Annotated in this window: 22 protein-coding genes; 8 read left to right on the forward strand and 14 right to left on the reverse strand. The window is 58.7% G+C overall.

Annotated elements, in window-relative coordinates:
• Positions 1–8 precede the first annotated feature (8 nt).
• The 6 genes from ispU to rpsB all read right to left on the reverse strand — a co-directional run bounded on the left by ispU (position 9) and on the right by rpsB (position 5,545).
• On the reverse strand, positions 9–767 hold the full coding sequence (gene ispU, locus RTN40_RS19015) for a (2E,6E)-farnesyl-diphosphate-specific ditrans,polycis-undecaprenyl-diphosphate synthase (protein ID WP_312229825.1): 759 nt from the start codon (positions 765–767) through the stop codon (positions 9–11).
• 186 nt (positions 768–953) lie between these two features.
• A complete protein-coding gene (ispC, locus tag RTN40_RS19020; protein ID WP_312229826.1) occupies positions 954–2,153 on the reverse strand; it encodes a 1-deoxy-D-xylulose-5-phosphate reductoisomerase in 1,200 nt (399 codons plus the stop codon).
• 111 nt (positions 2,154–2,264) lie between these two features.
• Positions 2,265–2,822: a ribosome recycling factor gene (frr, locus tag RTN40_RS19025; protein ID WP_312212209.1), complete on the reverse strand. Its 558-nt coding sequence runs from the start codon at positions 2,820–2,822 to the stop codon at positions 2,265–2,267.
• 163 nt (positions 2,823–2,985) lie between these two features.
• Complete coding sequence (gene pyrH / locus RTN40_RS19030) at positions 2,986–3,711, reverse strand: UMP kinase (protein ID WP_042390616.1); 726 nt, start codon at positions 3,709–3,711, stop codon at positions 2,986–2,988.
• Between the two features lie 119 nt (positions 3,712–3,830).
• Positions 3,831–4,682 carry a translation elongation factor Ts gene (tsf, locus tag RTN40_RS19035; RefSeq protein ID WP_312212208.1) on the reverse strand — a complete coding sequence of 284 codons (852 nt, stop codon included), beginning with the start codon at positions 4,680–4,682 and terminating at the stop codon, positions 3,831–3,833.
• 137 nt (positions 4,683–4,819) lie between these two features.
• A complete protein-coding gene (rpsB, locus tag RTN40_RS19040) occupies positions 4,820–5,545 on the reverse strand; it encodes a 30S ribosomal protein S2 (protein ID WP_312212207.1) in 726 nt (241 codons plus the stop codon).
• Between the two features lie 323 nt (positions 5,546–5,868).
• Between rpsB and map the strand changes: the two genes are divergently transcribed.
• The 4 genes from map to RTN40_RS19060 all read left to right on the forward strand — a co-directional run bounded on the left by map (position 5,869) and on the right by RTN40_RS19060 (position 10,764).
• Positions 5,869–6,663 (forward strand): type I methionyl aminopeptidase, encoded by a 795-nt coding sequence (gene map / locus RTN40_RS19045; RefSeq protein ID WP_222889636.1) that lies wholly within the window; start codon positions 5,869–5,871, stop codon positions 6,661–6,663.
• A 72-nt stretch (positions 6,664–6,735) separates the two neighbouring features.
• Positions 6,736–9,408: a bifunctional uridylyltransferase/uridylyl-removing protein GlnD gene (gene glnD / locus RTN40_RS19050; RefSeq protein WP_312229827.1), complete on the forward strand. Its 2,673-nt coding sequence runs from the start codon at positions 6,736–6,738 to the stop codon at positions 9,406–9,408.
• Positions 9,409–9,438: 30 nt separating this feature from the next.
• Positions 9,439–10,263, forward strand: coding sequence for a 2,3,4,5-tetrahydropyridine-2,6-dicarboxylate N-succinyltransferase (gene dapD / locus RTN40_RS19055; RefSeq protein ID WP_042390607.1), 825 nt, complete (start codon positions 9,439–9,441; stop codon positions 10,261–10,263).
• 111 nt (positions 10,264–10,374) lie between these two features.
• The gene (locus RTN40_RS19060; RefSeq protein ID WP_103820651.1) at positions 10,375–10,764 is read left to right on the forward strand and encodes a DUF3461 family protein; all 390 of its coding nucleotides are present in this window, start codon (positions 10,375–10,377) and stop codon (positions 10,762–10,764) included.
• A gap of 42 nt (positions 10,765–10,806) precedes the next feature.
• Here the strand turns inward: RTN40_RS19060 and cdaR are convergent, their stop codons facing one another.
• From cdaR to dgt, 3 genes are all read right to left on the reverse strand, one after another.
• Entirely contained in the window at positions 10,807–11,964 is a 1,158-nt protein-coding gene (gene cdaR, locus RTN40_RS19065) for a DNA-binding transcriptional regulator CdaR (RefSeq protein ID WP_042390603.1), read from the reverse strand.
• Positions 11,965–12,121: 157 nt separating this feature from the next.
• Entirely contained in the window at positions 12,122–13,552 is a 1,431-nt protein-coding gene (degP, locus tag RTN40_RS19070) for a serine endoprotease DegP (protein ID WP_312229828.1), read from the reverse strand.
• A gap of 136 nt (positions 13,553–13,688) precedes the next feature.
• Positions 13,689–15,203, reverse strand: coding sequence for a dGTPase (gene dgt, locus RTN40_RS19075; RefSeq protein ID WP_312229829.1), 1,515 nt, complete (start codon positions 15,201–15,203; stop codon positions 13,689–13,691).
• A gap of 83 nt (positions 15,204–15,286) precedes the next feature.
• On the opposite strand from dgt, the gene mtnN reads away from it, so the two are divergent.
• From mtnN to RTN40_RS19090, 3 genes are read left to right on the forward strand one after another with little or no spacing between them, the layout of a single operon-like run.
• Positions 15,287–15,985, forward strand: a complete 699-nt coding sequence (gene mtnN, locus RTN40_RS19080) for a 5'-methylthioadenosine/S-adenosylhomocysteine nucleosidase (protein ID WP_312229830.1) — start codon at positions 15,287–15,289, stop codon at positions 15,983–15,985.
• Complete coding sequence (gene btuF / locus RTN40_RS19085) at positions 15,978–16,778, forward strand: vitamin B12 ABC transporter substrate-binding protein BtuF (protein ID WP_312229831.1); 801 nt, start codon at positions 15,978–15,980, stop codon at positions 16,776–16,778. Before mtnN ends, btuF begins: the two co-directional genes overlap by 8 nt.
• A gap of 13 nt (positions 16,779–16,791) precedes the next feature.
• On the forward strand, positions 16,792–17,415 hold the full coding sequence (locus tag RTN40_RS19090; protein ID WP_312229832.1) for a TRIC cation channel family protein: 624 nt from the start codon (positions 16,792–16,794) through the stop codon (positions 17,413–17,415).
• 41 nt (positions 17,416–17,456) lie between these two features.
• Here RTN40_RS19090 and erpA read toward each other — a convergent pair whose 3' ends face one another.
• Both erpA and clcA read right to left on the reverse strand, forming a co-directional pair.
• Positions 17,457–17,801 carry an iron-sulfur cluster insertion protein ErpA gene (gene erpA, locus RTN40_RS19095; protein WP_042390590.1) on the reverse strand — a complete coding sequence of 115 codons (345 nt, stop codon included), beginning with the start codon at positions 17,799–17,801 and terminating at the stop codon, positions 17,457–17,459.
• Between the two features lie 81 nt (positions 17,802–17,882).
• Positions 17,883–19,289, reverse strand: coding sequence for a H(+)/Cl(-) exchange transporter ClcA (gene clcA, locus RTN40_RS19100; RefSeq protein ID WP_409418542.1), 1,407 nt, complete (start codon positions 19,287–19,289; stop codon positions 17,883–17,885).
• Between the two features lie 100 nt (positions 19,290–19,389).
• Between clcA and hemL the strand changes: the two genes are divergently transcribed.
• Positions 19,390–20,670, forward strand: a complete 1,281-nt coding sequence (gene hemL, locus RTN40_RS19105; RefSeq protein ID WP_312229834.1) for a glutamate-1-semialdehyde 2,1-aminomutase — start codon at positions 19,390–19,392, stop codon at positions 20,668–20,670.
• A gap of 41 nt (positions 20,671–20,711) precedes the next feature.
• On the opposite strand, the gene fhuB is transcribed toward hemL, so the two are convergent.
• The 3 genes from fhuB to fhuC are packed head-to-tail and all read right to left on the reverse strand — an operon-like array spanning position 20,712 to position 24,378.
• On the reverse strand, positions 20,712–22,694 hold the full coding sequence (gene fhuB, locus RTN40_RS19110) for a Fe(3+)-hydroxamate ABC transporter permease FhuB (protein WP_312229835.1): 1,983 nt from the start codon (positions 22,692–22,694) through the stop codon (positions 20,712–20,714).
• Positions 22,691–23,581: a Fe(3+)-hydroxamate ABC transporter substrate-binding protein FhuD gene (gene fhuD / locus RTN40_RS19115; protein WP_312229836.1), complete on the reverse strand. Its 891-nt coding sequence runs from the start codon at positions 23,579–23,581 to the stop codon at positions 22,691–22,693. The genes fhuB and fhuD overlap by 4 nt, the downstream gene beginning before the upstream one ends.
• Positions 23,581–24,378 (reverse strand): Fe3+-hydroxamate ABC transporter ATP-binding protein FhuC, encoded by a 798-nt coding sequence (gene fhuC, locus RTN40_RS19120; RefSeq protein WP_312229837.1) that lies wholly within the window; start codon positions 24,376–24,378, stop codon positions 23,581–23,583. Before fhuC ends, fhuD begins: the two co-directional genes overlap by 1 nt.
• Positions 24,379–24,409 lie beyond the last annotated feature (31 nt).

Genomic DNA, 24,409 nt, shown 5'->3' on the forward strand with positions numbered 1-24,409 from the left:
TACCCCCATCAGGCTTTGTCGCCACCAGGCTCGGTGCCGCCGAAACGACGCTCTCGATTGGCAAAGGCATGCAGCGCACCTTCAAAGTCTTGTTCATCGAAATCAGGCCAAAGAACATCCGTGAAGTAAAGTTCAGCATAGGCAATTTGCCACAGCAAAAAGTTACTGATGCGGTGCTCCCCCCCTGTCCTTATCACTAAATCCACTGGAGCCAGTTCATGCATGCAGATTTGCTTACTTAGCGCATCTTCATCAATTTGGTCCGGGCGTAACAGCCCTTCTTGTACCTGTACCGCTAACTGCTGTACTCCCTGAATAATATCCCAACGTCCGCCATAATTCGCGGCGATATTTAGCGTCAGCCCGCTATTTTGCGCGGTTAACGCCTCCGCTTTGCGAATGCGCTCCTGCAGACGTGAGTTAAAACGGCTGGTGTCACCGATGACGCGCAGGCGCACATTGTGACGGTGCAGGCTTTTAACTTCGCTATCCAGCGCCCACACAAACAGCTCCATCAGCGCAGTGACCTCCTGCGCCGGACGGTTCCAGTTTTCGCTACTAAAAGCATACAGCGTTAGCGCATCAATGCCGTTGTTCGCAGCAAAGGAGACTGCGCGGCGGACGGACTTCGCTCCGGCTTTATGTCCAAAGGCTCGTATCTTCCCTTGTCTTTTTGCCCAGCGACCATTGCCATCCATAATTATCGCCACATGGCGGCAGCCATGCGCTGGCAAATTCTCGCTTAAAGGAAGGTTCATTGACAACATAACGCGTTTTAAGTCCCTGAAAAGGATTTAGCGGTACTCAGAAATACTGAAGCCTTTACGTAAAAAAGCCGTGTCAAACCACGGCTTACCTGAGCGCTCCGGCCCTGAGACCAGCGATCGGGTGGCGCAGACTATATCACTGAAGCCGAACGCTAACAAATATCACGGCCATTCACGGCTGCAATATCACCGGCTTGCGAGATGGCTCACCTGTTTCTGTGCCGTCTCACGGGCCAGCGCATCCACAGCCAGCACATCATCGATGCTCTGCGGTTCGCGCAGATCCATACGTTCTAGTACGGATAGATTAAGGGCAGCGATATCGATAAAGCGAATACGCGAATCCAGGAATGCGGCCACCGTCACCTCATTTGCGGCATTCAGCGCCGTTGTCGCCGCCTGTCCCTGTTCAAACGCCTCCATGGCCAGCTTCAGGCAGGGATAGCGCTCATAATCCGGGGCGGCAAAGCTCAACGTGCCGAGCTGGCAAAAATCAAGGGCCTTCACCCCGGAGTTAACGCGATCCGGCCAGGCCATCGTGTGGGCGATAGGCGTACGCATATCCGGCTCACCCAGCTGTGCTAACACGCTGCCATCCTGGTAGCGGACCATAGAGTGGATCACCGACTGGGGGTGGATCAGCACTTCCATCTGGCGGGCAGAGGCGTTAAACAGCCAGCGCGCTTCAATATATTCCAGACCTTTGTTCATCATGGTGGCAGAATCAACGGAGATTTTACGTCCCATTGACCAGTTCGGATGGCGGCAGGCCTGATCCGGCGTCATTGCAGCCAGTTCAGCCAGCGGCGTCTCGCGAAAGGGACCACCAGACCCGGTAAGCAGAATGGATGCTACGCCATTTTGCTCGAGATCAGCGTACCCCAGGTTGCGCTGGAAGGGTTGCGGTAAACTCTGAAAAATGGCGTTATGCTCGCTATCCACCGGCAGAAGCTGCGCTCCGCTCTCTTTAACCGCCTCCATAAACAGGCGGCCGCAGGTGACCAGCGACTCCTTATTGGCCAGCAGTACCCTTTTACCGGCGCGGATCGCTGCCAGCGTCGGCAGCAGGCCCGCCGCCCCTACGATAGCGGCCATCACCTGATCGACTTCGTCCAGCGCGGCCATGTCACAGGCCGCCTGTTGGCCGCTCAACACCTCGGTACGGCTGCCGTGCTGGGTCAATATCGCGTCGAGTTCGCGGGCGCAGGCGGCGTCGTCCATCACCGCATAGCGCGGCGTGAACTCCAGGCACTGCTCCGCCATGCGGGCCACGTTTTTACCGGCAACCAGCGCCGTGACGGCAAAGCGATGGGGATTGTGGCGAACCACATCGAGGGTACTGCAACCGATAGAGCCGGTTGAGCCAAGGAGGGTGAGCTGCTTCATGAGAGAGAGGTGTCCAAAAGTGACTGGTGAAGAGCAACATAGCAAAACGCCGCCAGCAGAAACCCGGTGGGGCTTCTCTGAACGGCGTTTTGTTTAATCACGTGCGCGGGATCAGAACTGCATCAGTTCCGCTTCTTTTTCCGCCAGAGCCGCATCGACTTTCTTGATGGCGGCGTCGGTCAGCTTCTGCACGTCATCCTGGGAACGACGATCTTCATCTTCGCTGATCGCTTTGTCTTTCAGCAGCGTTTTCACCTTGTCGTTAGCATCACGGCGAACGTTACGTACCGCCACGCGTGCGCCTTCGGCTTCGCCACGCACCACTTTGATCAGGTCTTTACGACGCTCTTCAGTCAGCGGCGGCAGCGGAACACGGATGTCGGTACCGGCAGAGCTTGGGTTCAGACCGAGGTCGGACGCCATGATTGCCTTCTCAACCGCCGGGCTGAGAGAGCGATCGAACACGTTGATTTTCAGCGTGCGGGAGTCTTCAACGGTGACGTTAGCCAGCTGGCGCAGCGGTGTCGGAGTACCGTAGTACTCAACAACGATGCCGTCCAGCAGGCTTGGGGAAGCGCGGCCGGTGCGCACTTTGCTGATTTGGGTTTTGAATGCTTCAACGCACTTTTCCATGCGGACTTCGGCATCTTTTCTGATATCGTTAATCACGTTACGAATCCTTGAAAACTTGTCTCAGGCAGACCATACGCCAGCACGCCGTAAAGGAGTGCTAAGTATAGCCCCGTTTAATCTCTGACACCGTAAAAGGTGTCTGATAAGAACCGCTTTACTGTTAAGGCGGAATCTTACCTCTATTTGTTGACGACGGAAATTACTCCGTGATCAAAGTGCCCTCTTTTTCACCCATTACCACACGGCGCAGCGCGCCAGGCTTGTTCATGTTGAACACACGAATCGGCAGTTTGTGGTCACGGGCGAGGGTAAAGGCCGCCAGATCCATCACCTTCAGCTCTTTATCCAGTACTTCGCTGTAGCTCAGCTGATCGTACATGGTCGCAGCCGGATCTTTTGCCGGATCGGCAGTAAACACGCCATCGACCTTGGTCGCCTTCAGCACCACGTCCGCTTCAATCTCGATCCCGCGCAGGCAGGCTGCGGAGTCGGTGGTAAAGAACGGGTTACCGGTACCGGCGGAGAGGATCACCACCCGGTTGTTACGCAGCAGGCTAATGGCCTCAGCCCAGCTGTAGTTATCACATACGCCATTCAGCGGAATAGCGGACATCAGGCGGGCGTTCACATAGGCGCGGTGGAGCGCATCACGCATTGCCAGGCCGTTCATGACCGTTGCCAGCATACCCATGTGGTCGCCCACTACGCGGTTCATCCCCGCTTTCGCCAGACCCGCGCCACGGAAAAGGTTACCACCACCAATGACGACGCCTACCTGAATGCCCAACTCTACCAGCTCTTTGATCTCCTGAGCCATACGGTCGAGGATGCTTGCGTCGATACCGAAGCCTTCGGTGCCCTGTAACGCTTCGCCGCTGAGCTTAAGCAGGATGCGTTTATAGACGGGTTTTGCATTGGTAGCCATGATTCTTTCCTGAGACGTTCAACGATTGAGAGGGGTTAATTCCGGGTACAACTTATGTAGTATACAGCTTACGCTGGATACAAAAAGAAGCCGCCCTCAGGCGGCTTCTTTCAGACCACTTAAGACTGCTTGGACATCGCAGCAACTTCTGCTGCAAAGTCAGTCTCAACTTTCTCGATGCCTTCACCCACTTCGAAACGGATGAAGTTAGTTACGTCAGCGTTGTGCTCTTTCAGCAGCTGAGCAACGGTTTTGCTCGGGTCCATAACGAACGGCTGGCCGGTCAGAGAGACTTCGCCGGTGAATTTCTTCATGCGGCCTTCAACCATCTTCTCTGCGATCTCTTTCGGCTTACCGGACTGCATGGCGATGTCCAGCTGAACCTGGTACTCTTTCTCTACCACTTCAGCAGACACGTCTTCCGGCTTAACGAACTCAGGCTTGCTTGCAGCAACGTGCATTGCCAGCTGTTTTACCAGCTCTTCGTCAGCGCCGGTCGCAGCGATCAGAACGCCGATGCGCGCGCCGTGCAGGTAGGAGCCCAGCACGTCGCCTTCGAGGGTAGCAACGCGGCGAATGTTGATGTTCTCACCAATTTTCGCAACCAGCGCTACGCGCTCTTCTTCGAACTGTGCTTTCAGCACTTCAACATCGGTAACTTTGCCAGCAGTTGCGGCATCCAGAACCTTGTTAGCGAACGCCTGGAAACCAGCGTCTTTAGCAACGAAGTCAGTCTGGCAGTTAACTTCCAGAATCACGCCGTAGTTGCCATCGATCTTGGTGATGATCACGCCGTCAGCAGCCACGTTGCCTGCTTTTTTCGCCGCTTTGATCGCGCCAGACTTACGCATGTTCTCGATTGCCAGCTCGATGTCGCCGTTCGCTTCGGTCAGCGCTTTTTTGCAATCCATCATGCCAGCGCCAGTACGCTCGCGCAGCTCTTTTACCAGGGATGCGGTAATTTCAGCCATTCTAAAATCCTCGGAAGATTTGACCTGCCTGGTCGTAAAACCAAACAGCCTTAAAAGTGAAAAAGGGGGCCATAAACAGGCCCCCTAACCAAACTCGGTACTACCTGCTCAATAAGGGGCTCAGAGAGCGTGCCTTATTATTCAGCTTCTACGAAGCTCTCTTCCGCCTGGGAAGCCAGATCCTGAGAACGGCCTTCACGAACGGTAGCAGCAACAGCGCTCAGGTACAGGCTAACTGCACGGATTGCGTCGTCGTTACCCGGGATAACGAAGTCAACGCCGTCCGGATCGGAGTTGGTATCAACGATAGCAAATACCGGGATACCCAGGTTGTTTGCTTCTTTGATTGCGATGTGCTCGTGGTCAGCGTCGATAACAAACAGTGCGTCCGGCAGGCCGCCCATGTCTTTGATACCGCCCAGGCTGTTTTCCAGCTTCTCCAGCTCACGGGTGCGCATCAGCGCTTCTTTCTTGGTCAGCTTGTCGAAGGTACCGTCCTGAGACTGAGTTTCCAGGTCTTTCAGACGTTTGATAGACTGACGAACGGTTTTCCAGTTAGTCAGCATACCGCCCAGCCAGCGATGGTTCACGAAGAACTGATCGCAGCTGTTAGCCGCTTCTTTCACCGCTTCGCTCGCAGCGCGCTTAGTACCAACAAACAGGATCTTACCTTTACGGGAAGAGATCTTGCTCAGCTCAGCCAGAGCTTCGTTGAACATTGGTACAGTTTTCTCAAGGTTGATGATGTGAACCTTGTTACGTGCACCGAAGATGAACGGCTTCATTTTCGGGTTCCAGTAACGGGTCTGGTGACCGAAGTGAACACCAGCCTTGAGCATGTCGCGCATGGAAACAGTTGCCATGATTAAAACCTCTATATAAAAGTTGGGGTTATGCCTCCACGTATCCCATATCACCGACCCCAAAGGGCACCCCGGAATATGTGCCGATACGTGTGTGTTATTACACAAAGTGAGATTTGTGGCTCTCGCTCCAGATGGAACGGAAGTCCGGCGCGCTTTATACCATAAAAACGGCGCGGACTCCAATAGTTGTTAGTGAAGCGTGCTGCCCGCAATTCTCAATTTGGCAGGTTATGTCCCGGACTGGTAACATTGACAGCACTTACACAATTATTGTTGATGACGTTTATTGTCAATGACATCGACGCTGATGGACAGAATTCATGGCTATCCCAATTAAGACCCCGGAAGATATCGAAAAAATGCGCGTGGCCGGCCGCCTCGCGGCGGAAGTGCTGGAGATGATCGAAGCGCACATTAAACCGGGCGTAAGCACCGGCGAGCTGGACCGCATCTGCAACGACCACATCGTTAATGAACAGCACGCGGTCTCCGCCAGCCTTGGCTATCACGGCTTCCCGAAATCCGTCTGCATCTCCATTAACGAAGTGGTGTGCCACGGTATTCCGGACGACGAGAAACGCCTGAAAGATGGCGACATCGTCAACATCGACGTGACCGTGATTAAAGATGGCTTCCACGGCGATACCTCAAAAATGTTTATCGTTGGCAAGCCGACCATTCTGGGCGAGCGCCTCTGCCGTGTGACCCAGGAGAGCCTCTACCTGGCGCTGAAGATGGTGAAGCCGGGCATCCGCCTGCGCACCCTCGGCGCAGCGATCCAGAAGTTTGTCGAAGCGGAAGGCTTCTCCGTGGTGCGCGAGTACTGCGGGCACGGCATCGGTCGTGGCTTCCACGAAGAGCCGCAGGTGCTGCACTATGATGCGGACGATGGCGGCGTGGTGCTGCAGGCCGGTATGGCCTTCACCATCGAGCCGATGGTCAACGCGGGCGACTACCGTATCCGCACCATGAAAGATGGCTGGACGGTAAAAACCAAAGACCGGAGCTTGTCGGCGCAGTATGAGCATACTATTGTGGTGACGGAGAACGGCTGCGAAATTATGACGCTCCGCAAGGATGACACCATCCCGGCGATACTCTCGCACAACGAATGATAAGAAGCCGGCGATTGCCGGCTTTTTTTATGGCAATAGCTTTTACTTATAACGGGGGCAGCGTAACGCGATATGAGCCACACCCTTTCAGAACAGTTTAGCCACACGGCGCCCTCTCTCCCCGGCCAGCCCGCGAATCCCTCCTCCTGGCCGCAGAGCAGCCTCAACTGTGCGGATATCAAAGCCAATATCGATACCTTCCAGCAGTGGTTGGGGCACGTCTTTGATCAGGGTCTCTCCGCAGAGCAGCTTATTGAAGCCCGAACCGAATTTATCGACCAGCTTCTGCAGCGCCTGTGGGTGGAGTACGGTTTCGCCGACTACAGCGACGCGGCGCTGGTGGCGGTGGGCGGCTACGGTCGCGGCGAGCTGCATCCGCTCTCGGATGTTGACCTGCTGATCCTCAGCCGTAAAAAGCTCCCCGACGAGCAGGCACAGAAGATCGGCCAGCTGCTGACCCTGCTGTGGGACGTAAAGCTGGAGGTGGGCCACAGCGTGCGCACTCTGGAGGAGTGCCTGCTGGAGGGGCTGGCGGATCTCACCGTGGCCACTAACCTGATTGAGTCCCGCCTGCTGATTGGCGACGTCGCCCTCTTTCTTGAGCTACAGAAGCACATCTTTAGCGACGGGTTCTGGCCGTCTGAGACCTTTTTTGCCGCCAAGGTGGCCGAGCAGAGCGAGCGCCACCAGCGCTACCACGGCACCAGCTATAATCTCGAGCCGGACATTAAGAGCAGCCCCGGCGGCCTGCGCGATATCCATACCCTACAGTGGGTGGCACGCCGCCATTTCGGGGCCACCTCCCTGAGCGAGATGGTGGGCTTCGGCTTCTTAACCCAGGCCGAGCGTAACGAGCTTAACGAGTGTCTGCACCTGCTGTGGCGCATCCGCTTTGCCCTGCATCTGGAGATCAACCGCTACGACAACCGTCTGCTGTTCGACCGTCAGCTTAGCGTGGCCCAGCGGCTCAACTACGTCGGCGAAGGCAACGAGCCGGTTGAGCAGATGATGAAGGATTTCTATCGCGTCACCCGTCGCGTCTCTGAGCTGAACCAGATGCTGCTCCAGCTCTTTGATGAGGCGATCCTTGCCTTGACCACCGACGAGAAGCCCCGGCCTATTGACGATGAGTTTCAGCTACGCGGCACGCTGATCGATCTGCGCGACGAGACGCTGTTTATCCGCGAGCCGCAGGCGATCCTGCGCATGTTCTATATGATGGTGCGTAACAGCAACATCACCGGGATCTACTCCACCACCCTGCGCCACCTGCGCCATGCCCGCCGCCATTTGACCCAGCCGCTGTGCTACATCCCGGAGGCGCGAACGCTGTTCCTCAGCATGCTGCGCCACCCCGGCGCGGTGAGCCGTGGCCTGCTGCCGATGCACCGGCACAGCGTGCTGTGGGCCTATATGCCCCAGTGGTCGCATATTGTCGGCCAGATGCAGTTTGACCTCTTCCATGCCTACACGGTGGATGAGCACACCATTCGCGTGCTGCTGAAGCTGGAGAGCTTCGCCCTTGAGGAGACGCGGCAGAAGCATCCTCTCTGCGTCGATCTCTGGCCGCGTCTCACTCATCCGGAACTGATTTTGATTGCCGCCCTGTTCCATGATATTGCCAAGGGGCGCGGAGGCGATCACTCGGTGCTTGGCGCGCAGGACGTGCTGAAATTTGCCGAGCTACATGGTCTCAACTCACGGGAGACGCAGCTGGTCGCCTGGCTGGTGCGTCAGCACCTGCTGATGTCCGTCACTGCCCAGCGCCGCGATATTCAGGATCCCGAGGTGATTAAGCAGTTTGCTGAAGAGGTGCAGACCGAAAACCGCCTGCGCTTCCTGGTCTGCCTGACGGTGGCGGATATCTGTGCCACCAACGAAACCCTGTGGAACAGCTGGAAGCAGAGCCTGCTGCGCGAGCTGTACTTTGCCACTGAAAAACAGCTGCGCCGTGGCGTGCAGAGCACGCCGGATATGCGCGAGCGCGTGCGTCACCATCAGCTGCAGGCCCTGGCTCTGCTGCGGATGGACAATATCAACGAAGAGGCATTACACCATATCTGGGCGCGGTGTCGGGCGAACTACTTTGTCCGCCACAGTCCAAACCAGCTGGCCTGGCACGCCCGGCATCTGCTGCGGCACGATCTCAGCCAGCCGATGATCCTGCTTAGCCCGCAGGCGACGCGCGGCGGCACCGAGATCTTCATCTGGAGTCCGGATCGCCCTTACCTCTTCGCCGCCGTCTGCGCCGAGCTGGATCGGCGTAACCTGAGCGTTCACGACGCGCAGATCTTTACCACCCGTGACGGCATGGCGATGGATACCTTTATCGTACTGGAGCCGGACGGCAGCCCGCTCTCCCCGGATCGCCACGCAGCAATTCAGCAGGGGCTAATCCAGGCCATCACCCAGCGGAGCTGGCAGCCACCGCAGCCGCGCCGCCAGCCGGCAAAGCTGCGCCATTTTACCGTTGATACTGAGGTCAACTTCCTGCCGACCCACACCGACAGAAAGAGTTTTCTCGAGCTTATCGCTCTCGATCAGCCGGGCCTGCTTGCCCGCGTCGGCCAGGTCTTTGCCGACCTGGGGATCTCGCTTCACGGGGCGAGAATTTCGACAATTGGTGAGCGAGTAGAAGATTTATTTATAATCGCTACTGCCGACCGGCGTGGTCTTAATAATGTGCTGCAGAAGGAAGTGCAACAACGGTTGACAGAGGCCCTCAATCCAAACGATAAAGGGTAGTGTGTTTATTTATATGGAAAGAGTTTAACAATGCAGCAGTTACAGAACGTTATTGAGTCCGCTTTTGAGCGTCGCGCCGAGATCACCCCGGCGAATGTGGATACCGTGACCCGTGAAGCGGTAAACCAGGTGATTTCCCTGCTGGATTCCGGCGCACTGCGCGTCGCAGAGAAGATCGACGGTCAGTGGGTTACTCATCAATGGCTGAAGAAAGCGGTGCTGCTCTCTTTCCGTATCAACGATAACCAGGTTATCGACGGAGCCGAGAGCCGCTACTTCGATAAGGTGCCCATGAAGTTCGCTAACTATGACGAAGCGCGCTTCCAGAAAGAGGGCTTCCGCGTGGTGCCACCGGCAGCCGTGCGTCAGGGCGCGTTTATCGCCCGCAACACCGTGCTGATGCCCTCCTACGTTAACATCGGTGCCTACGTTGACGAAGGCACCATGGTTGATACCTGGGCCACCGTTGGCTCCTGTGCGCAGATCGGTAAAAACGTTCACCTCTCCGGCGGCGTGGGCATCGGCGGCGTTCTTGAGCCGCTGCAGGCTAACCCAACCATCATCGAAGACAACTGCTTCATCGGCGCGCGCTCTGAAGTCGTTGAGGGTGTGATCGTTGAAGAGGGTTCCGTGATCTCCATGGGCGTCTACATTGGCCAGAGCACCCGCATCTACGATCGTGAAACCGGTGAAGTGCACTACGGTCGCGTACCGGCTGGCTCGGTAGTGGTTTCCGGCAACCTGCCGTCAAAAGATGGCAAGTACAGCCTTTACTGTGCGGTTATCGTGAAGAAGGTCGATGCCAAGACCCGCGGCAAAGTTGGCATCAATGAACTGTTGCGTACCATCGACTAATAAGCGATAACAAAAAGCGGGGGCTACCCCGCTTTTTTTATATTGGCAAGTAGCCAAAACAGGATTTTTCGTTAATTATTCATAGGTTATGTTAAGCTTAAGGGTACCGCCATGTACGATAATCTGAAAAGTTTAGGCATCACCAATCCGGATGAAATCGATCGCTATAGTCTTCGCCAGGAGGCCAATAACGATATTCTGAAAATCTATTTTCATAAGGACAAGGGCGAGTTTTTTGCCAAAAGCGTGAAGTTTAAGTACCCACGCCAGCGTAAAACTGTCGTCGCCGACGGCGTCGGCCAGGGCTATAAAGAGGTGCAGGAGATCAGTCCGAACCTGCGCTACGTGATCGACGAGCTGGATCAGATCTGCCAGCGCGATCGCAGTGAGATCGACCTGAAGCGCAAGATCCTCGATGACCTGCGCCACCTCGAGAGCGTGGTGACCAACAAGATCAACGAGATCGAATCCGACCTTGAGAAACTGACTCGCAATAAGTAAGTGCATTACGCCCGGTGGCGCTTCGCTTACCGGGCAAAAAAATCATCGCTGCTCATCCAGCTGCAACGCCACATAAAGCAGCAGCCTGTCGTCGAAATTCCCCAGATCCAGCCCGGTCAGCTCCGAAATACGGTTCAGGCGGTACTCCAGCGTATTACGGTGAATAAAGAGCGCCTTCGAGGTCGCCAGCGGCTGCACGTTGTGACGAAACCATGCCGCCAACGTCCGCCGAAGCAGGCCGTTGTTATCCATTGCCTTCAGGCGAGTGAGTGGACGTGCCAGCTCGTTGGCCTGCCAGCCGCCGCGCAGGCTGTCCAGCAGCACCGGCAGCATCAGATCCTGATAAAAGTAGCTGCGGCTCTCCGGCATACGCTGCTTGCCCACCATCATGGTGGTGCGCGCCGTGCGGTAGGAGCGCGCAATGCTGCCCGGTCCGGTGAAATAGTTACCCAGTGCGACGCGAAAGCGCAGCTGGCCATTCTCTTTCATGCGGGCGATCAACTGCTCGACGCGCTTGCGGTGATCTTCGGCGTCCCAACGGCCAAACGGGTTCAGGGCGGGTTTCAGCACCACCATCTCAGTTAGGGAGACGATGGCAATCAGGTTGTTGCGCTCCGGCGTCGTGAGGGCGTTTTGCAGCTGCTGTAGCTCGGCCATGGCGCTGTCTACTCCCAGCTGGCCGCTGTCGACCTCCACCACCGCCACCACGCGCGGCTGATTCAAATCAATCCCCAGACGCTGCGCCCACTCGGTCAGGGCGGGCGTGTGCTCCTCGGCCTGGATGAGGTTCATCACCAGCTCCTCGCGCAGACGGCTGTCCTGAGCCAGGAGATGCATCAGCCGGGACTGCTCCAGCATCATTTCGGCGGTCATGCACACCAGCTCGCCATACTTACGCAGCGTCTCCGGCTCGCCGGTCAGGCCGATGACCCCGACAATCTCCCCCTCCAGACGCAGCGGCAGGTTGATGCCCTGACGTACGCCGTGCAGGTGGCGGGCAACCGCGTCGTCGATATCCACTACGCGTCCCTGAGAGAGCACCAGCAGCGCACCTTCGTGCAATTCCCCAATACGCTCCCGATCGCCGCTGCCAATAATGCGCCCGCGCGCATCCATCACGTTGATGTTGGTATCGATAATGCGCATGGTACGCGCAACGATATCCTGCGCCATTTTGGTATCAAGATGCCAGCCAGCCATGTAATCCCTCCCCTGAGCAGATCACAAGAATAAGGGAGTTGGCAGCGCTCTGCATTGTGCAAAAGCACAAAGCAGCATACGGAAGTGTGGAGTTGTGGAAGGCCTCACAGATTCTGTGAAGAGACCCCTTCCCCAGGCGGAGAAGGGGGTAATGCGGTTACTGCATCAGCAGATAAAGGGAGGTATCACCACGCTGGATGTTCAGCGCCAGCACTGACGGCTTGCTGTCGAGAATTTTACGCAGTTCGGCAATGTTCTTCACCGGCTGCTGGTTCGCGCCGATAATCACATCGCCTTTTTTCAGGCCGATACGTGCCGCCGGGCTGTTCGCCTTCACGTTGCTGACGGTAACGCCCTGGTTGTTACCCTTGTTGCTCATCTCTGCGCCTTCAATGCCGCTGAAGATGGTGCTGGAGTCAACCTGATTCTGGCTACTCTGCTGCAGTTCAAGGCTTACGGTCACCGGTTTGCCTTCGCGCAGCAGCCCCAGCGAGACCTTGCTGCCGATCGGCATTGAACCTACCTGTGCCCGGAGAGCGGCAAAGCTGCTGACTGGTTTACCGTTCAGGGAGGTGATCACATCCCCGGCCTTGATACCGGCTTTGGCGGCTGACGAGTTCGGCATTACCTGGCTAACAAAGGCTCCGCGCTGGGCGTCAACCTTCATCGCTTTCGCCAGCTCAGAGTTCAGCTCGGTACCGAGAATGCCCAATTCGCCGCGGCGCACCTGGCCATACTGCACCATCTGCGCGGTGAGGTTTTTCACCATATTGCTCGGGATGGCAAAGCCGATACCGATGTTGCCGCCGTCCGGCGCAAGGATCGCGGTATTGATACCGATCAGCTCACCGTTGAGGTTCACCAGCGCGCCGCCGGAGTTACCACGGTTGATCGCCGCATCGGTCTGGATAAAGTTCTCGTAGTTCTCGGCATTCAGGCCGCTGCGGCCCAGCGCCGAGACGATGCCCGAGGTGACCGTCTCGCCCAGGCCAAACGGGTTACCGATCGCCACCGTGTAGTCACCCACGCGCAGGGCGTCAGAGTCCGCCAGCGCAATAGCGGTCAGGTTTTTCGGATCCTGAATCTGGATCAGCGCCAGATCGGAGCGCGGATCTTTGCCTACTACTTTGGCGTCGAACTTACGCCCGTCGCCCAGCTGGACCTTGATGGTACTGGCGTTATCAACCACGTGGTTGTTGGTCACCACATAGCCTTTCGCTGCATCAATAATGACGCCGGAGCCGAGCGCCATAAATTTCTGCTGCTGCCCGCCGTCGTCAGCGCCACCCTGTCCACCCTGGCAGAATGGGGAACTCTGGAACGGTGAACCCTCCTGGCAGAACGGCGAGTTTTCACCAAAGAATTGCTGGAAGTTACGCCCCATACGCGGGGTGTTTACCGTGGTACTGCCTTCAACGTTAATGCTCACCACCGACGGCATCACCTTTTCCAGCATCGGGGCCAAGCTTGGCATCTGCTGTGATGGAGGTGTCGCTGAGGCAGTCTCGGCCGCTGATACCGACAGCGGGGACAGGGCCAAACCTAAACTCAGAGCCAGTGCACTCATTGCTAACGTGGTTTTTTTCATGTCGCTTAATCTCATTTACTGATAACGCAAAACAGCGGTGTAAGTATCGATAAGAGTCAATTTATAGCGCGAAGTTCCGGCATAACGTGTTGTTAAAAGTAAAAATTTATTGATCGCCTTTACAAACGCTCAGATATTACTCAACGGCCATCAGCCGCCGGTACTCATCCCAGGCATAGAGATCGGTCATCCCGCTGATATAGTCCTGAATCAGGCGACAGCGGTAATAATATTCCAGCACCGGAAAGTCCACTTCGTCGCGCGCTAATTTACCTACAGCTTCAACATAGGCCAGACGATGGCGTTCAGAGAGCTTGTGAAACAGACGGGTCTCAATCGGGAAACGCTTGATCCGATCTTTTTCCACCAGCTCGGTAAAGTCTGCCAGCGTCATCTGCAGCAGCGGGCGATAAATATCCAGCAGCCCGCTGATCACGCGATAGCCTTGCAGCTCCAGCTGTTCAACATCGGGGTGGCAGAAGACATTTTCAACCGCCACGCTCTTATACAATTCAAGCAGTTGACTGTAGCTGCTCTCATCTTCCAACAGGGCATGGTTAAACTCGCCAGAGAAAATCTGCGGTAAATTGTCGATAAAACGCTGGGCAGCATAGGGCACCAGCTTATTTAAGGTATTGACTCGCAGGTACATAAAGAACTGATCTTCTGCGCTGCGGCTGAGGGAATTAGCGCGGGATTTATCCCAGGCGTTCTCTACCACCTGGGAGAATAGCGACCCTTTCTCATGCGTGCCCCAGGCGTTATAGAGATGCTGGTAGAGCTGCTCGACGGTAAAGATATTTTTCTCTACCGCGTCCTCCAGGTCGGCGACGCAGTAGGAGATATCGTCCGCCGCCTCCATCACCCACGTCAGCGGAAAACGGCTCCAGGTATCGAGGTCCAGCTCTTTACGCAGCCGGGCTACATACTCCTCCTCGGAGAGGTAATAGCCGGGCTTTTTCATTAAGTAGCTGTGGCTGGCGGGCGGCTCGCCCCGCCACCATGCCGGGCGGGTATACTTCAGAATGCAGCCTACCTGCGCCCAGGTAAGGTTCATGCGCATCAGGGAGTGGACCAGGCGGATCCCCTGGGCGTTGCCCTCAAAGTGACAGAGATCCTGGCGCACCTTACGCCGTAGCGCGTTGGCTGCCTCCTCGCCATCGCGCAGGCGCAGGGAGACCACCTCGCAGCGATCGCTGGTCAGCGGCTGGCTGGCGGCGTCCTGCGGGTGCAGGCGCTGGCGGAACCAGTCGTTAATAGCCGCCTCGCCAAAGTGGCCGAACGGTGGGTTGCCGATGTCGTGCATCAGGCAGGCCATCTCAACGATGCTCTCAAACGGGCCGGTCAGCTCATCCAAGCCGTAACTCTCCAGCAGGCGCATCTCTTTCAGGCGGCTGAGGATCTCCCTGGCAATATAGCGCCCTACCTGCTGCACCTCCAGGGAGTGGGTCAGACGGGTGCGTACCGCCGCGTTGCGCTCCAGCGGAAAGACCTGGGTTTTCTGCTGCAGACGACGGATGGCGGCGGAGTTGACGATCCGCCCGCGATCGCTCTCGAAGATACGCAAAATTTCGCGCTCGGTTTTCACGCCCTGGGGTGAACGGTAGCGGCGATGCCAGTTAATCTTATTGCGGAAATCGATCTGTGCCATATCCTCTCTCCCCTGAGCAATGCGCTTCCCCTTAAGCGCATGATAGACTATGCCCTCAAATCTGGCTTATCGCGAGTAAATCTATGAAAATCGGCATCATTGGTGCAATGGAAGAAGAAGTTGCGCTCCTGCGCGACAAAATCGAAAACCGTCAGACCCATAGCGTGGGCGGCAGCGAAATTTACACCGGCCAGCTGCACGGCGTTGAGGTTGCGCTGCTGAAGTCGGGCATTGGTAAAGTGGCGGCGGCGATGGGCGCGGCCCTGCTGCTGGAGCGCTGCCAGCCGGATGCCATCATTAATACCGGCTCTGCCGGCGGCCTGGCCCCGACGCTGAACGTGGGCGACATCGTGGTCTCCGACGAAGCGCGCTATCACGACGCCGACGTCACCGCGTTCGGCTACGAGTACGGTCAGCTACCCGGTTGCCCGGCGGGCTTCAAGGCCGATGAGAAGCTGATTGCCGTCGCCAAAGCCTGTATTGCAGAACATAACCTTAACGCCGCCAGCGGACTGATCGTCAGCGGCGACGCCTTTATCAACGGCGCAGCCGGTCTGGAGAAGATCCGCAGCCACTTCCCGCAGGCCGTGGCCGTGGAGATGGAAGCCACCGCTATCGCCCATGTCTGCCATAGCTTCGGCGTGCCATTCGTCGTGGTTCGCGCCATCTCCGACGTAGCCGACCGCGAATCGCACCTGAGCTTCGACGAGTTCCTGACGGTGGCGGCGAAGCAGTCCAGCCTAATGGTCGAAACCCTTGTACAGAAGCTGGCGCGTGGCTAAGGTCCGCTTAAGGGCGCTGGCCGCCCTCCTGCTGCTGGCGGCGGGGTCAGCGCTTGCCGCTCCCCGCATAGTCACCCTCTCCCCTGCCAATACCGAGCTTGCCTTCGCGGCAGGCATCACGCCGGTAGGGGTGAGCAGCTTCTCGGACTATCCGCCCGCAGCGGAAAAAATTGAGCAGGTTGCCAGCTGGCAGGGGATCAACCTTGAGCGCATCGTCGCGCTCAAGCCGGATCTGGTGCTGGCGTGGCGTGGCGGCAACGCCGAGCGGCAGGTTAATCAGCTGACGGGCCTCGGCATTAAGGTGCTGTGGATCGACGCCCAGACCGTGGAGCAGATCGCGGCGGCGCTGCGCCAGCTGGCCCCTTACAGCCCTGCTCCTGAGCAGGCCAACCAGGCTGCCGACACGCTGCTGACCAACTACGCTGAGCTAAAGGCCCGCTACGCCAGCACCACACCAAAGCGGGTGTTTATGCAGTTTGGCGGCACCCCGCTCTTTACCAGCGCCAAAGGCTCGATTCAGAACGAGGTGCTGGAGCTGTGTGGCGGTGAAAATATCTTCGCCGACAGCCGCGTACCCTGGCCGCAGGTAAGCCGTGAGCAGGTGCTGGCCCGCCATCCCGAGGCGATTGTTTTTGCAGGAAATGCGCTTCAGGCTGCAGAGGTTACGCATTTCTGGGATAAACAGCTCAAAATTCCGCTTATTCCCCTCAATAGCGACTGGTTTGAACGCGCAAGCCCGCGTATTATCCTCGCCGCAAAACAACTCTGTACCGCGCTGGCGGCGGTGAAATAATCGAGGATAAGCGATGCTCGTCTACTGGCTGGATATCATCGGCACGGCCGTTTTCGCCATCTCTGGCGTTCTGCTGGCCGGAAAGCTACGGATGGATCCCTTCGGCGTGCTGGTACTAGGGGTAGTGACCGCCATCGGCGGCGGTACCATCCGCGACATGGCGCTTGCCCACGGCCCAGTGTTCTGGGTTAAAGATCCCACCGATCTGGTGGTGGCGATGGTCACCTGTCTGCTTACCATCCTGCTGGTGCGTCAGCCGCGCAGGCTGCCGAAATGGGTTCTGCCGGTGCTGGATGCCGTCGGACTGGCGGTGTTTGTCGGCATCGGCGTTAACAAGGCATTTTTGGCAGAGACCGGGCCGATGGTAGCGATCTGTATGGGCGTGCTGACCGGCGTCGGCGGCGGAATTATTCGCGACGTGCTGGCGCGAGAGATACCCATGATCCTGCGGACTGAAATCTATGCCACCGCCTGTATTATCGGCGGCATCGTCCACGCTACGGCGTTCTATACCTTTGGCGTACCGCTGGAGAGCGCCAGTATGCTGGGGATGGTGGTCACGCTCGCCATTCGCCTGGCGGCGATCCGCTGGCACCTGAAGCTACCCACCTTTGCGCTGGATGAGCCGGGACGGTAGAGGGGTTTTGCCCGGTGGCGCTGCGCTTACCGGGCTTAGCATTAGATGCTGAACGAGGAGCCACACCCGCAGGTGCTTTTGGCGTTCGGGTTGGTTACCACAAAGCGGGATCCTTCCAGCCCTTCGGTGTAGTCCACCGCGCCGCCAACCAGATACTGCAGGCTCATCGGGTCAACCACCAGCCCAACGCCCTGCTTCTCAATGGTCATGTCACCATCGTTGATCTGATCGTCAAAGGTAAAACCGTACTGGAAGCCGCTGCAGCCGCCGCCGGTAATGTAGACGCGCAGTTTCAGGTTCGGATTCTCTTCATCCGCAATCAGGCTTTTTACTTTAATCGCTGCTGCTTCAGTAAATTGCAGTGGCAGCGCTACGTCATCACTCATTTTAAACTCCCATTGATACGGCGATACGGACGTTAAACCGCCCGATCTTTATGAATATTATCCATTACCCTGGTAAATCGTTCAAGTATTCTCCTGGGGAGGCTTGCCGTCAGGATCGCCTCCCTGCCTCGCCAGCGTGCGGGCCAGGATCGTGGAGTAGAGCGGCTTACCGCCTAAAAACTGTGCCAGTAGCGTGGCACCCAGGCAGGTAATAATCATTGGCAAAATGAGCTGATAATTGTCAGTCATTTCCAAAACCAGCACGATACCGGTCAACGGTGCACGCACCGAGGCGGCCAGCAGCGCCCCCATCCCGGCAATGGCAAAGGTGCCTGCCTCAAGATGATAGAGTGGAAAAATCTCTGCACAGGCCATGCCAAACGCCGTGCCCAGCAGCGTGCCCAGCGCCAGCATCGGGGCGAAGATGCCCCCCGGCGCGCCGGATGAGAAGCAGAGCAGCGTGGTGATCACCCGCGCCACGAAGATAAACAGCAGCATTCCGGCGGTGTAGTTGCCCGCTGCTGCAATGGGGATCAGCGTAAAGCCGCCGCCGGAGATCTCCGGCACCATCAGCCCCAGCACGCCGCACAGGCCGCCAATAGCTCCGCCAATCAGCACCCATTTGCCAATCTGCCCGCCGTGCAGGCGCCCAAAGAGATCCTGAGTGCGCAGGATTAACGTGTTAAACAGCGGGCCGACGCAGCCGAAGATCATCCCCAGCACCAGGTAGAGCCAGAGCGTGTTGATAGGTGCATTAGTGAGTTTACCCACGTCGATCACCGCCGCCTCGCCGTTAAAGTAGCGAAACACGATGCTCGACATGATCACCCCGGTAAAAACTGCCTTGATCGAGATGAGATTGTAGCGAAACTGCGGGCGCATCTCCTCAATGATAAACAGGATCCCGGCCAGCGGCGCGTTAAAGGCCGCCGACAGCCCCGCCGCCGCGCCGGTAGCCAGCAGGGTGTGCCGCGCCTCGGTGCCGCGCATGCGGAAGATATCCAGCACCATGCGGCCCACGTTGCCGCCGAGCTGCACCGTCGGCCCTTCGCGCCCGAGCACCATGCCCGCCCCCAGCGTGCCCATCCCGCCAATAAACTTTACGGGCAGGACGCGCCACCAGCGTACCGGGCGCAGCTCCTCCAGCGCGCCCTCGATCTCGGGTATTCCTGAACCGCCCGCCTCTGGCGCAAAACGGCGCACCAGGAAGTAGCCCACCATCGCCAGCAGCGCCGACAACACAAAGACCAGGGGCCACATCAGCCACGCGGCATCATCAGCGAACTGCGCCACCGTGCCGATCCGCCAGAGGCTGACCGCGTTAACCGCTTTTTCAAAGGCGACTCCGACCCCGCCTGCGAGGGTGCCCACCAGCGCAGCCATCAGCAAAATCGCCAGCGGTGTTTTATCTCGCTGTAGCAAACGGAGTATCCGCCGCGTTCGCATCGCATTGGTTTTTATTTTCATAGCCGAAAATGAATTAATCATACAATTAGGAGCGACAGTTTACCTGGGGGATCCTTTTATAACAAACGTGGAATACCTTAGAATAGTCCTCTTACCTTCTCTACCAACCAGGAACGAATCCATGAGTAAGTCAGAAAACCTCTACAGCGCGGCACGCAAGCTTATCCCCGGCGGTGTCAACTCGCCGGTCCGCGCCTTTAGCGGCGTCGGCGGCACGCCGCTGTTTATCGAGCGCGCTGACGGAGCTTACCTCTACGATGCGGACGGTAAAGCCTATGTTGACTACGTTGGCTCCTGGGGTCCGATGGTGTTGGGCCACAACCACCCGGCGATCCGCAACGCGGTGATCGAAGCGGCGGAGCGCGGCCTGAGCTTCGGCGCGCCCACCGAGATGGAAGTGAAGATGGCGGCGCTGGTGACCGAACTGGTCCCGACCATGGATATGGTGCGGATGGTGAACTCCGGTACCGAGGCGACCATGAGCGCCATTCGCCTGGCGCGTGGCTTTACCGGCCGTGACAAAATCATTAAGTTCGAGGGCTGCTACCACGGCCACGCCGACTGCCTGCTGGTGAAAGCGGGTTCCGGTGCACTCACCCTTGGCCAGCCAAACTCGCCGGGCGTCCCGGCAGATTTCGCTAAACATACCCTGACCTGTACCTATAACGATCTCGCCTCGGTGCGTGAAGCCTTTGAGCTGTATCCAGAAGAGATCGCCTGCATCATCGTCGAGCCGGTGGCGGGCAACATGAACTGCATTCCGCCTGAGCCGGATTTCCTGCCGGGTCTGCGTACGCTGTGCGATGAGTTTGGCGCACTGCTGATTATCGATGAGGTCATGACCGGCTTCCGCGTCGCGCTGGCAGGTGCCCAGGCTCATTACAACGTGGTCCCGGACCTGACCTGCCTTGGCAAAATCATCGGCGGCGGGATGCCGGTCGGCGCGTTCGGTGGCCGTCGCGAGGTGATGGACGCGCTGGCTCCTACCGGTCCGGTCTACCAGGCGGGTACCCTTTCCGGCAACCCGATTGCGATGGCAGCGGGCTACGCCTGCTTAACTGAAGTATCCCAGCCGGGCGTGCATGAGACCCTGACCGATCTGACCACGCGCCTGGCCAACGGCCTGCTGGACGCGGCCCAGGAAGCCGGGATCCCGCTGGTAGTGAACCACGTCGGCGGCATGTTCGGGATCTTCTTTACTGATGCCGAGAGCGTAACCTGCTACCAGGACGTGGTGAAGTGCGACGTGGAACGCTTCAAGCGCTTCTTCCACCTGATGTTGGACGAGGGCGTCTATCTGGCCCCGTCGGCGTTCGAAGCGGGCTTTATGTCCATTGCCCACAGCGACGAGGATATCAATAAGACCCTCGACGCCGCGCGCAAGGCGTTTGCTCAGCTGTAGTTGTTGATTGCCGGGTGGATCTGTGCTCACCCGGCATTTTTTTATCGGCTCTGTTTTCTCAACAGATAGATAAAGTACGGCGCACCGATAAAGGTCGACAGCAGTCCGGCGGGGATCTGATAAGGGAACATCACCATCCGTCCGCACCAGTCGGCAAACACCAGCATCACCCCACCGATTAACCCCGAGATCACCATGTGCGGCACCGTCCGCCGGAAGCCCATCATCCGCGCAATGTGCGGGGCCATCAGGCCGATAAAGCTCAGCGGACCAATGGTCATCGTGGCAGTAGCGGTCAGGCAGGCAGCCAGCAGCAGCAGCCCGATGCGCGACGGCGTCAGGGCCATCCCCACCGAACGGGCGGTATCGCCTCCCAGCGGCAGAATAGTCAGCCAGCGGCGGCAGAGCGGCACGAGAGCCAGCAGCAGCACCATCACAATGGCCGAGCGAACCACCTGCTCGCCGGTAGCGTTATAGGTCGAGCCGGAGATCCAGGTGAGGATCTGCGCCATGCGCGGATCGCCGCTTGCCTGCAACATCATCAGCAGCATGGTAAACGCGGTGCTGAGCGCCATCCCGGCCAGCAGCATCCGGTGCGGGGAGAAGCCGCCCCGCCCTGCCGCGATCAGGATAATCAGCAGGGTCACCGCCGCCCCGAGGCTTCCGGCAGGCAGCAGCCAGCCAAAGGCGTTCCCCGGCACAAAGAAGAGCATCAGCACGATGCCAAAGGCCGCGCCAGAGCTGATCCCCAGCACTTCCGGGCTGGCCATCGGGTTACCGGTCAGGCGCTGAATAATGCAGCCCGCCACCGCCAGCATCACGCCTGCGACCAGCGCCGCCGTGATGCGCGGCCAGCGCCACTGCGCCAGGGCGTCCAGCATCTCGCCGCTAGCCCAGTGCCAGCCCTGGGCATCACGGCCCAGCGCCAGGGCAGCAATTGTTACCAGCAGCAGCACGACGAGGCCGCCCAGCGCCCAGCGCGGCAGGTGCTGACGCTCAGTGGGAACATTGTCCCCGGCGTTCATCTCCGGAGCGCTCATGCTTTTCAGACGCGGCAGCAGCCACAGTAGCAGCGGCGCGCCAATCAGCGCCGTCACCGAGCCGGTAGAGACCTCCATCCAGACGCGGGTCAGCCAGAGGATCACCTGGTCCGACAGCCAGAGGATCAGCGCCCCGATCAGCGGAGCCAGCAGCAGGCGGGAGAGCAGCCGACGCGCCCCCAGCATCTTCGCCAGCAGGGGCGCGAACAGGCCGATAAAGCCGATGATCCCCACCGCGTTGACCAGCAGCGCGCTGAGGACAATCGCCAGCAGCAGCGCCCCCAGCCGGGCCAGCGACAGCGCCAGGCCCAGGTTACGCGCTACGCCGTCGTCCAGCCCCATCAGGGTCAGCGGGCGCAGCAGCAAGAGAGTCAGCATCGCCCCACCCAGCAGCTGGGGCCAGAGACGCTCTACCCCGCTCCAGTCGGTCTGAGTCAGAGTGCCGGTGCTCCACATAAACATGCTTTGCAGCTGCTCGTGATGGAACAGCACCAGCAGCTGGTTCACCGCCCCGCAGTAGAGGCTCACCACCAGTCCAGCGAGGATCAGCGTCACCGGCGAAAGACGTTTACCCCAGGCGACGCCAAAGACCAGCGCCCCAACGACGCAGGCTCCGATCAGGGCGGCAAACTGCGAGGCCGCCACGCCGGGGATCGCCCACAGGGTGGTGACGGTAATGCCCAGTTGCGCGCCGGTGGAGACGCCCAGGGTGGTCGGTTCCGCCAGCGGGTTACGCAGCACCTGCTGGAACAGAACGCCCACCAGTCCCAGTCCGGCTCCCACCAGCAGGGAGATTGCCAGCCGGGGAAGCAGGCTGTAGTGGAAAATCATCTGGCTGATGGCATCCACGTCCGGGTGCCAGATCGCCTGCGACCACTGGTCACGCGGCAGCGCCTGGGAGAGGTTTCCCCAGGTCAGCCAGGCGGCGGCGATAAACAGGATCAGCAGCAACAGGGCGGGCAGCGGCGCGATACGCTTGCTCATGCTTTCCCTCCCAGGGCGTTATCCAGAACGCGGACAAAGTGCATCACCGACAGCGTTGCGCCGTAGAACCACACCGCCGGTACGCGCTGGAAGCGCCCCGCCCGCACAAACGGCATCGCCTGCCACAGCGGGGTCGCCATCAGGCGCTGCATATCCTGTTCGTTGCCATGATCGAAGCAGATCACATCCGCGTCCTTATAGACCGCCAGCCGGTCAATGCTCACCGTCGTACTGCCCCAAAAGGTCGTCTCCCCCTGCCAGGCATTGCGAATACCAAACTCATCCAGCGTCTCCTGGAACAAGCAGTTCGAGGCAAAGACCAGCATATGCTGAGCATCAAGCAGGGTGACCATCAGCAGCGGCCTGTCGCCGCGCCGGGCAAAGCGAGGTTTCATCGCAGCGATAAAGGCATCGAAGCTATCGAGGTGTGTCCGGGCCGCCGACTCCAGATTGAGCAGCTGGGCCATCTCATTCATCGAGTTGCGCGCCATGGTCAGCGGCTTCTTGCCGTCGCTGAAGTTAAAGCCACGGCCAGGGGCAATTCGCGCCAGCACTTCTGCCGAGGGACCGTAGCCTGCCGACCAGACCAGATACGAAGGCTGCATCTGGGTGAGCAGCTCAAGATTAGGTTCGGTCCGCAGCCCGACGTCGATTGTCGAGGCTGGCAGCTTGGGTTCGTTGACCCAGGTGTTGTAACTATTCACGTCGGCAACGCCGTAAGGGGCCACGCCCATCGCCAGCAGCAGCTCCACCGGCAGCCACTCCAGCGCCACGATGCGGTTGATATCGAGGGCCGCCGCCCGCGCGGTTCCCGCCTGCCACAGCAGCGGCGAGAGGGCCATCGCGGTCAGCAAGCGGCGGCGGCTAATCATAGGTAAGCCCGCCATCAGTAGACAAAGCTCACCGGTGCCGCCCCTGCCGGGTGGGGCAAGATGCCCATCGGGATACCGTAGATCTGCTCCAGGGTCTGGGCCTGCATCAGCGACTCCGGCGTTCCTTCTGCAATTTTCTCGCCGCCGCGCAGCGCCACCAGATAGTCGCAGTAGCGCGCCGCCATATTGATGTCGTGCAGAACGGCGATCACCGTCAGCCCGCGCTGCTGGCTCAGGCGATGGATCAGCGCCAGGACGTCAACCTGATGGGCGATGTCCAGCGCCGAGGTTGGCTCATCCAGCAGCAGGCAGCGGCTATCCTGCGCCACCAGCATGGCGATCCACGCCCGCTGCCGCTCGCCGCCGGAGAGGCTGTCTACCAGCCGGTGCGCCAGCGGTTTCAGTCCCACAAGACTAATCGCCTCCTCCACTTTCTCCCGGTCGGCCACGCCAAAACGCCCTAGCGCCCCGTGCCACGGGTAGCGCCCAATCGCCACCAGCTCGCGCACCGTCATTCCCTCCGCCTGCGGCAGCTGCTGCGGCAGATAGGCGACCCGGCGGGCAAAAGCTTTGCTGTTCCAGCTCGCCAGCGGCTGGCCGTCTAGCAGGATATCGCCTTCAGACGGCGGCTGGTGACGGCCCAGCATCTTCAGCAGCGTGGATTTACCCGAGCCGTTGTGGCCGATAAGACCGGTGACCTTACCAACCGGGAAGGTGAGCGACAGCGGATGCAGCAGCGTGCGTCCGGGCACATGAAAGGAGACGTCAGAAAGCTGAAAGGTGGTATCGGGAAGCGTATTGTTTTCCTGCATGGGACCAACTTATCAATAAAAAGGGCACGGT

The sequence above is a fragment of the Pseudescherichia sp. genome (assembly GCF_031987975.1).
Classification (GTDB): Bacteria; Pseudomonadota; Gammaproteobacteria; order Enterobacterales; family Enterobacteriaceae; genus Pseudescherichia.

Bases quoted from the DNA above. Each gene is read 5' to 3' on its own strand.
- erpA (WP_042390590.1), bottom strand. From the start codon at position 17,801: ATGAGTGATGACGTAGCGCTGCCACTGCAATTTACTGAAGCAGCAGCG.
- map (WP_222889636.1), top strand. From the start codon at position 5,869: ATGGCTATCCCAATTAAGACCCCGGAAGATATCGAAAAAATGCGCGTG.
- dapD (WP_042390607.1), top strand. From the start codon at position 9,439: ATGCAGCAGTTACAGAACGTTATTGAGTCCGCTTTTGAGCGTCGCGCC.
- fhuB (WP_312229835.1), bottom strand. From the start codon at position 22,694: ATGAGCAAGCGTATCGCGCCGCTGCCCGCCCTGTTGCTGCTGATCCTG.
- fhuD (WP_312229836.1), bottom strand. From the start codon at position 23,581: ATGGCGGGCTTACCTATGATTAGCCGCCGCCGCTTGCTGACCGCGATG.
- degP (WP_312229828.1), bottom strand. From the start codon at position 13,552: ATGAAAAAAACCACGTTAGCAATGAGTGCACTGGCTCTGAGTTTAGGT.
- glnD (WP_312229827.1), top strand. From the start codon at position 6,736: ATGAGCCACACCCTTTCAGAACAGTTTAGCCACACGGCGCCCTCTCTC.
- rpsB (WP_312212207.1), bottom strand. From the start codon at position 5,545: ATGGCAACTGTTTCCATGCGCGACATGCTCAAGGCTGGTGTTCACTTC.
- tsf (WP_312212208.1), bottom strand. From the start codon at position 4,682: ATGGCTGAAATTACCGCATCCCTGGTAAAAGAGCTGCGCGAGCGTACT.
- mtnN (WP_312229830.1), top strand. From the start codon at position 15,287: ATGAAAATCGGCATCATTGGTGCAATGGAAGAAGAAGTTGCGCTCCTG.
- fhuC (WP_312229837.1), bottom strand. From the start codon at position 24,378: ATGCAGGAAAACAATACGCTTCCCGATACCACCTTTCAGCTTTCTGAC.
- ispU (WP_312229825.1), bottom strand. From the start codon at position 767: ATGTTGTCAATGAACCTTCCTTTAAGCGAGAATTTGCCAGCGCATGGC.
- RTN40_RS19090 (WP_312229832.1), top strand. From the start codon at position 16,792: ATGCTCGTCTACTGGCTGGATATCATCGGCACGGCCGTTTTCGCCATC.
- clcA (WP_409418542.1), bottom strand. From the start codon at position 19,289: ATGATTAATTCATTTTCGGCTATGAAAATAAAAACCAATGCGATGCGA.
- pyrH (WP_042390616.1), bottom strand. From the start codon at position 3,711: ATGGCTACCAATGCAAAACCCGTCTATAAACGCATCCTGCTTAAGCTC.
- ispC (WP_312229826.1), bottom strand. From the start codon at position 2,153: ATGAAGCAGCTCACCCTCCTTGGCTCAACCGGCTCTATCGGTTGCAGT.
- RTN40_RS19060 (WP_103820651.1), top strand. From the start codon at position 10,375: ATGTACGATAATCTGAAAAGTTTAGGCATCACCAATCCGGATGAAATC.
- hemL (WP_312229834.1), top strand. From the start codon at position 19,390: ATGAGTAAGTCAGAAAACCTCTACAGCGCGGCACGCAAGCTTATCCCC.
- cdaR (WP_042390603.1), bottom strand. From the start codon at position 11,964: ATGGCTGGCTGGCATCTTGATACCAAAATGGCGCAGGATATCGTTGCG.
- dgt (WP_312229829.1), bottom strand. From the start codon at position 15,203: ATGGCACAGATCGATTTCCGCAATAAGATTAACTGGCATCGCCGCTAC.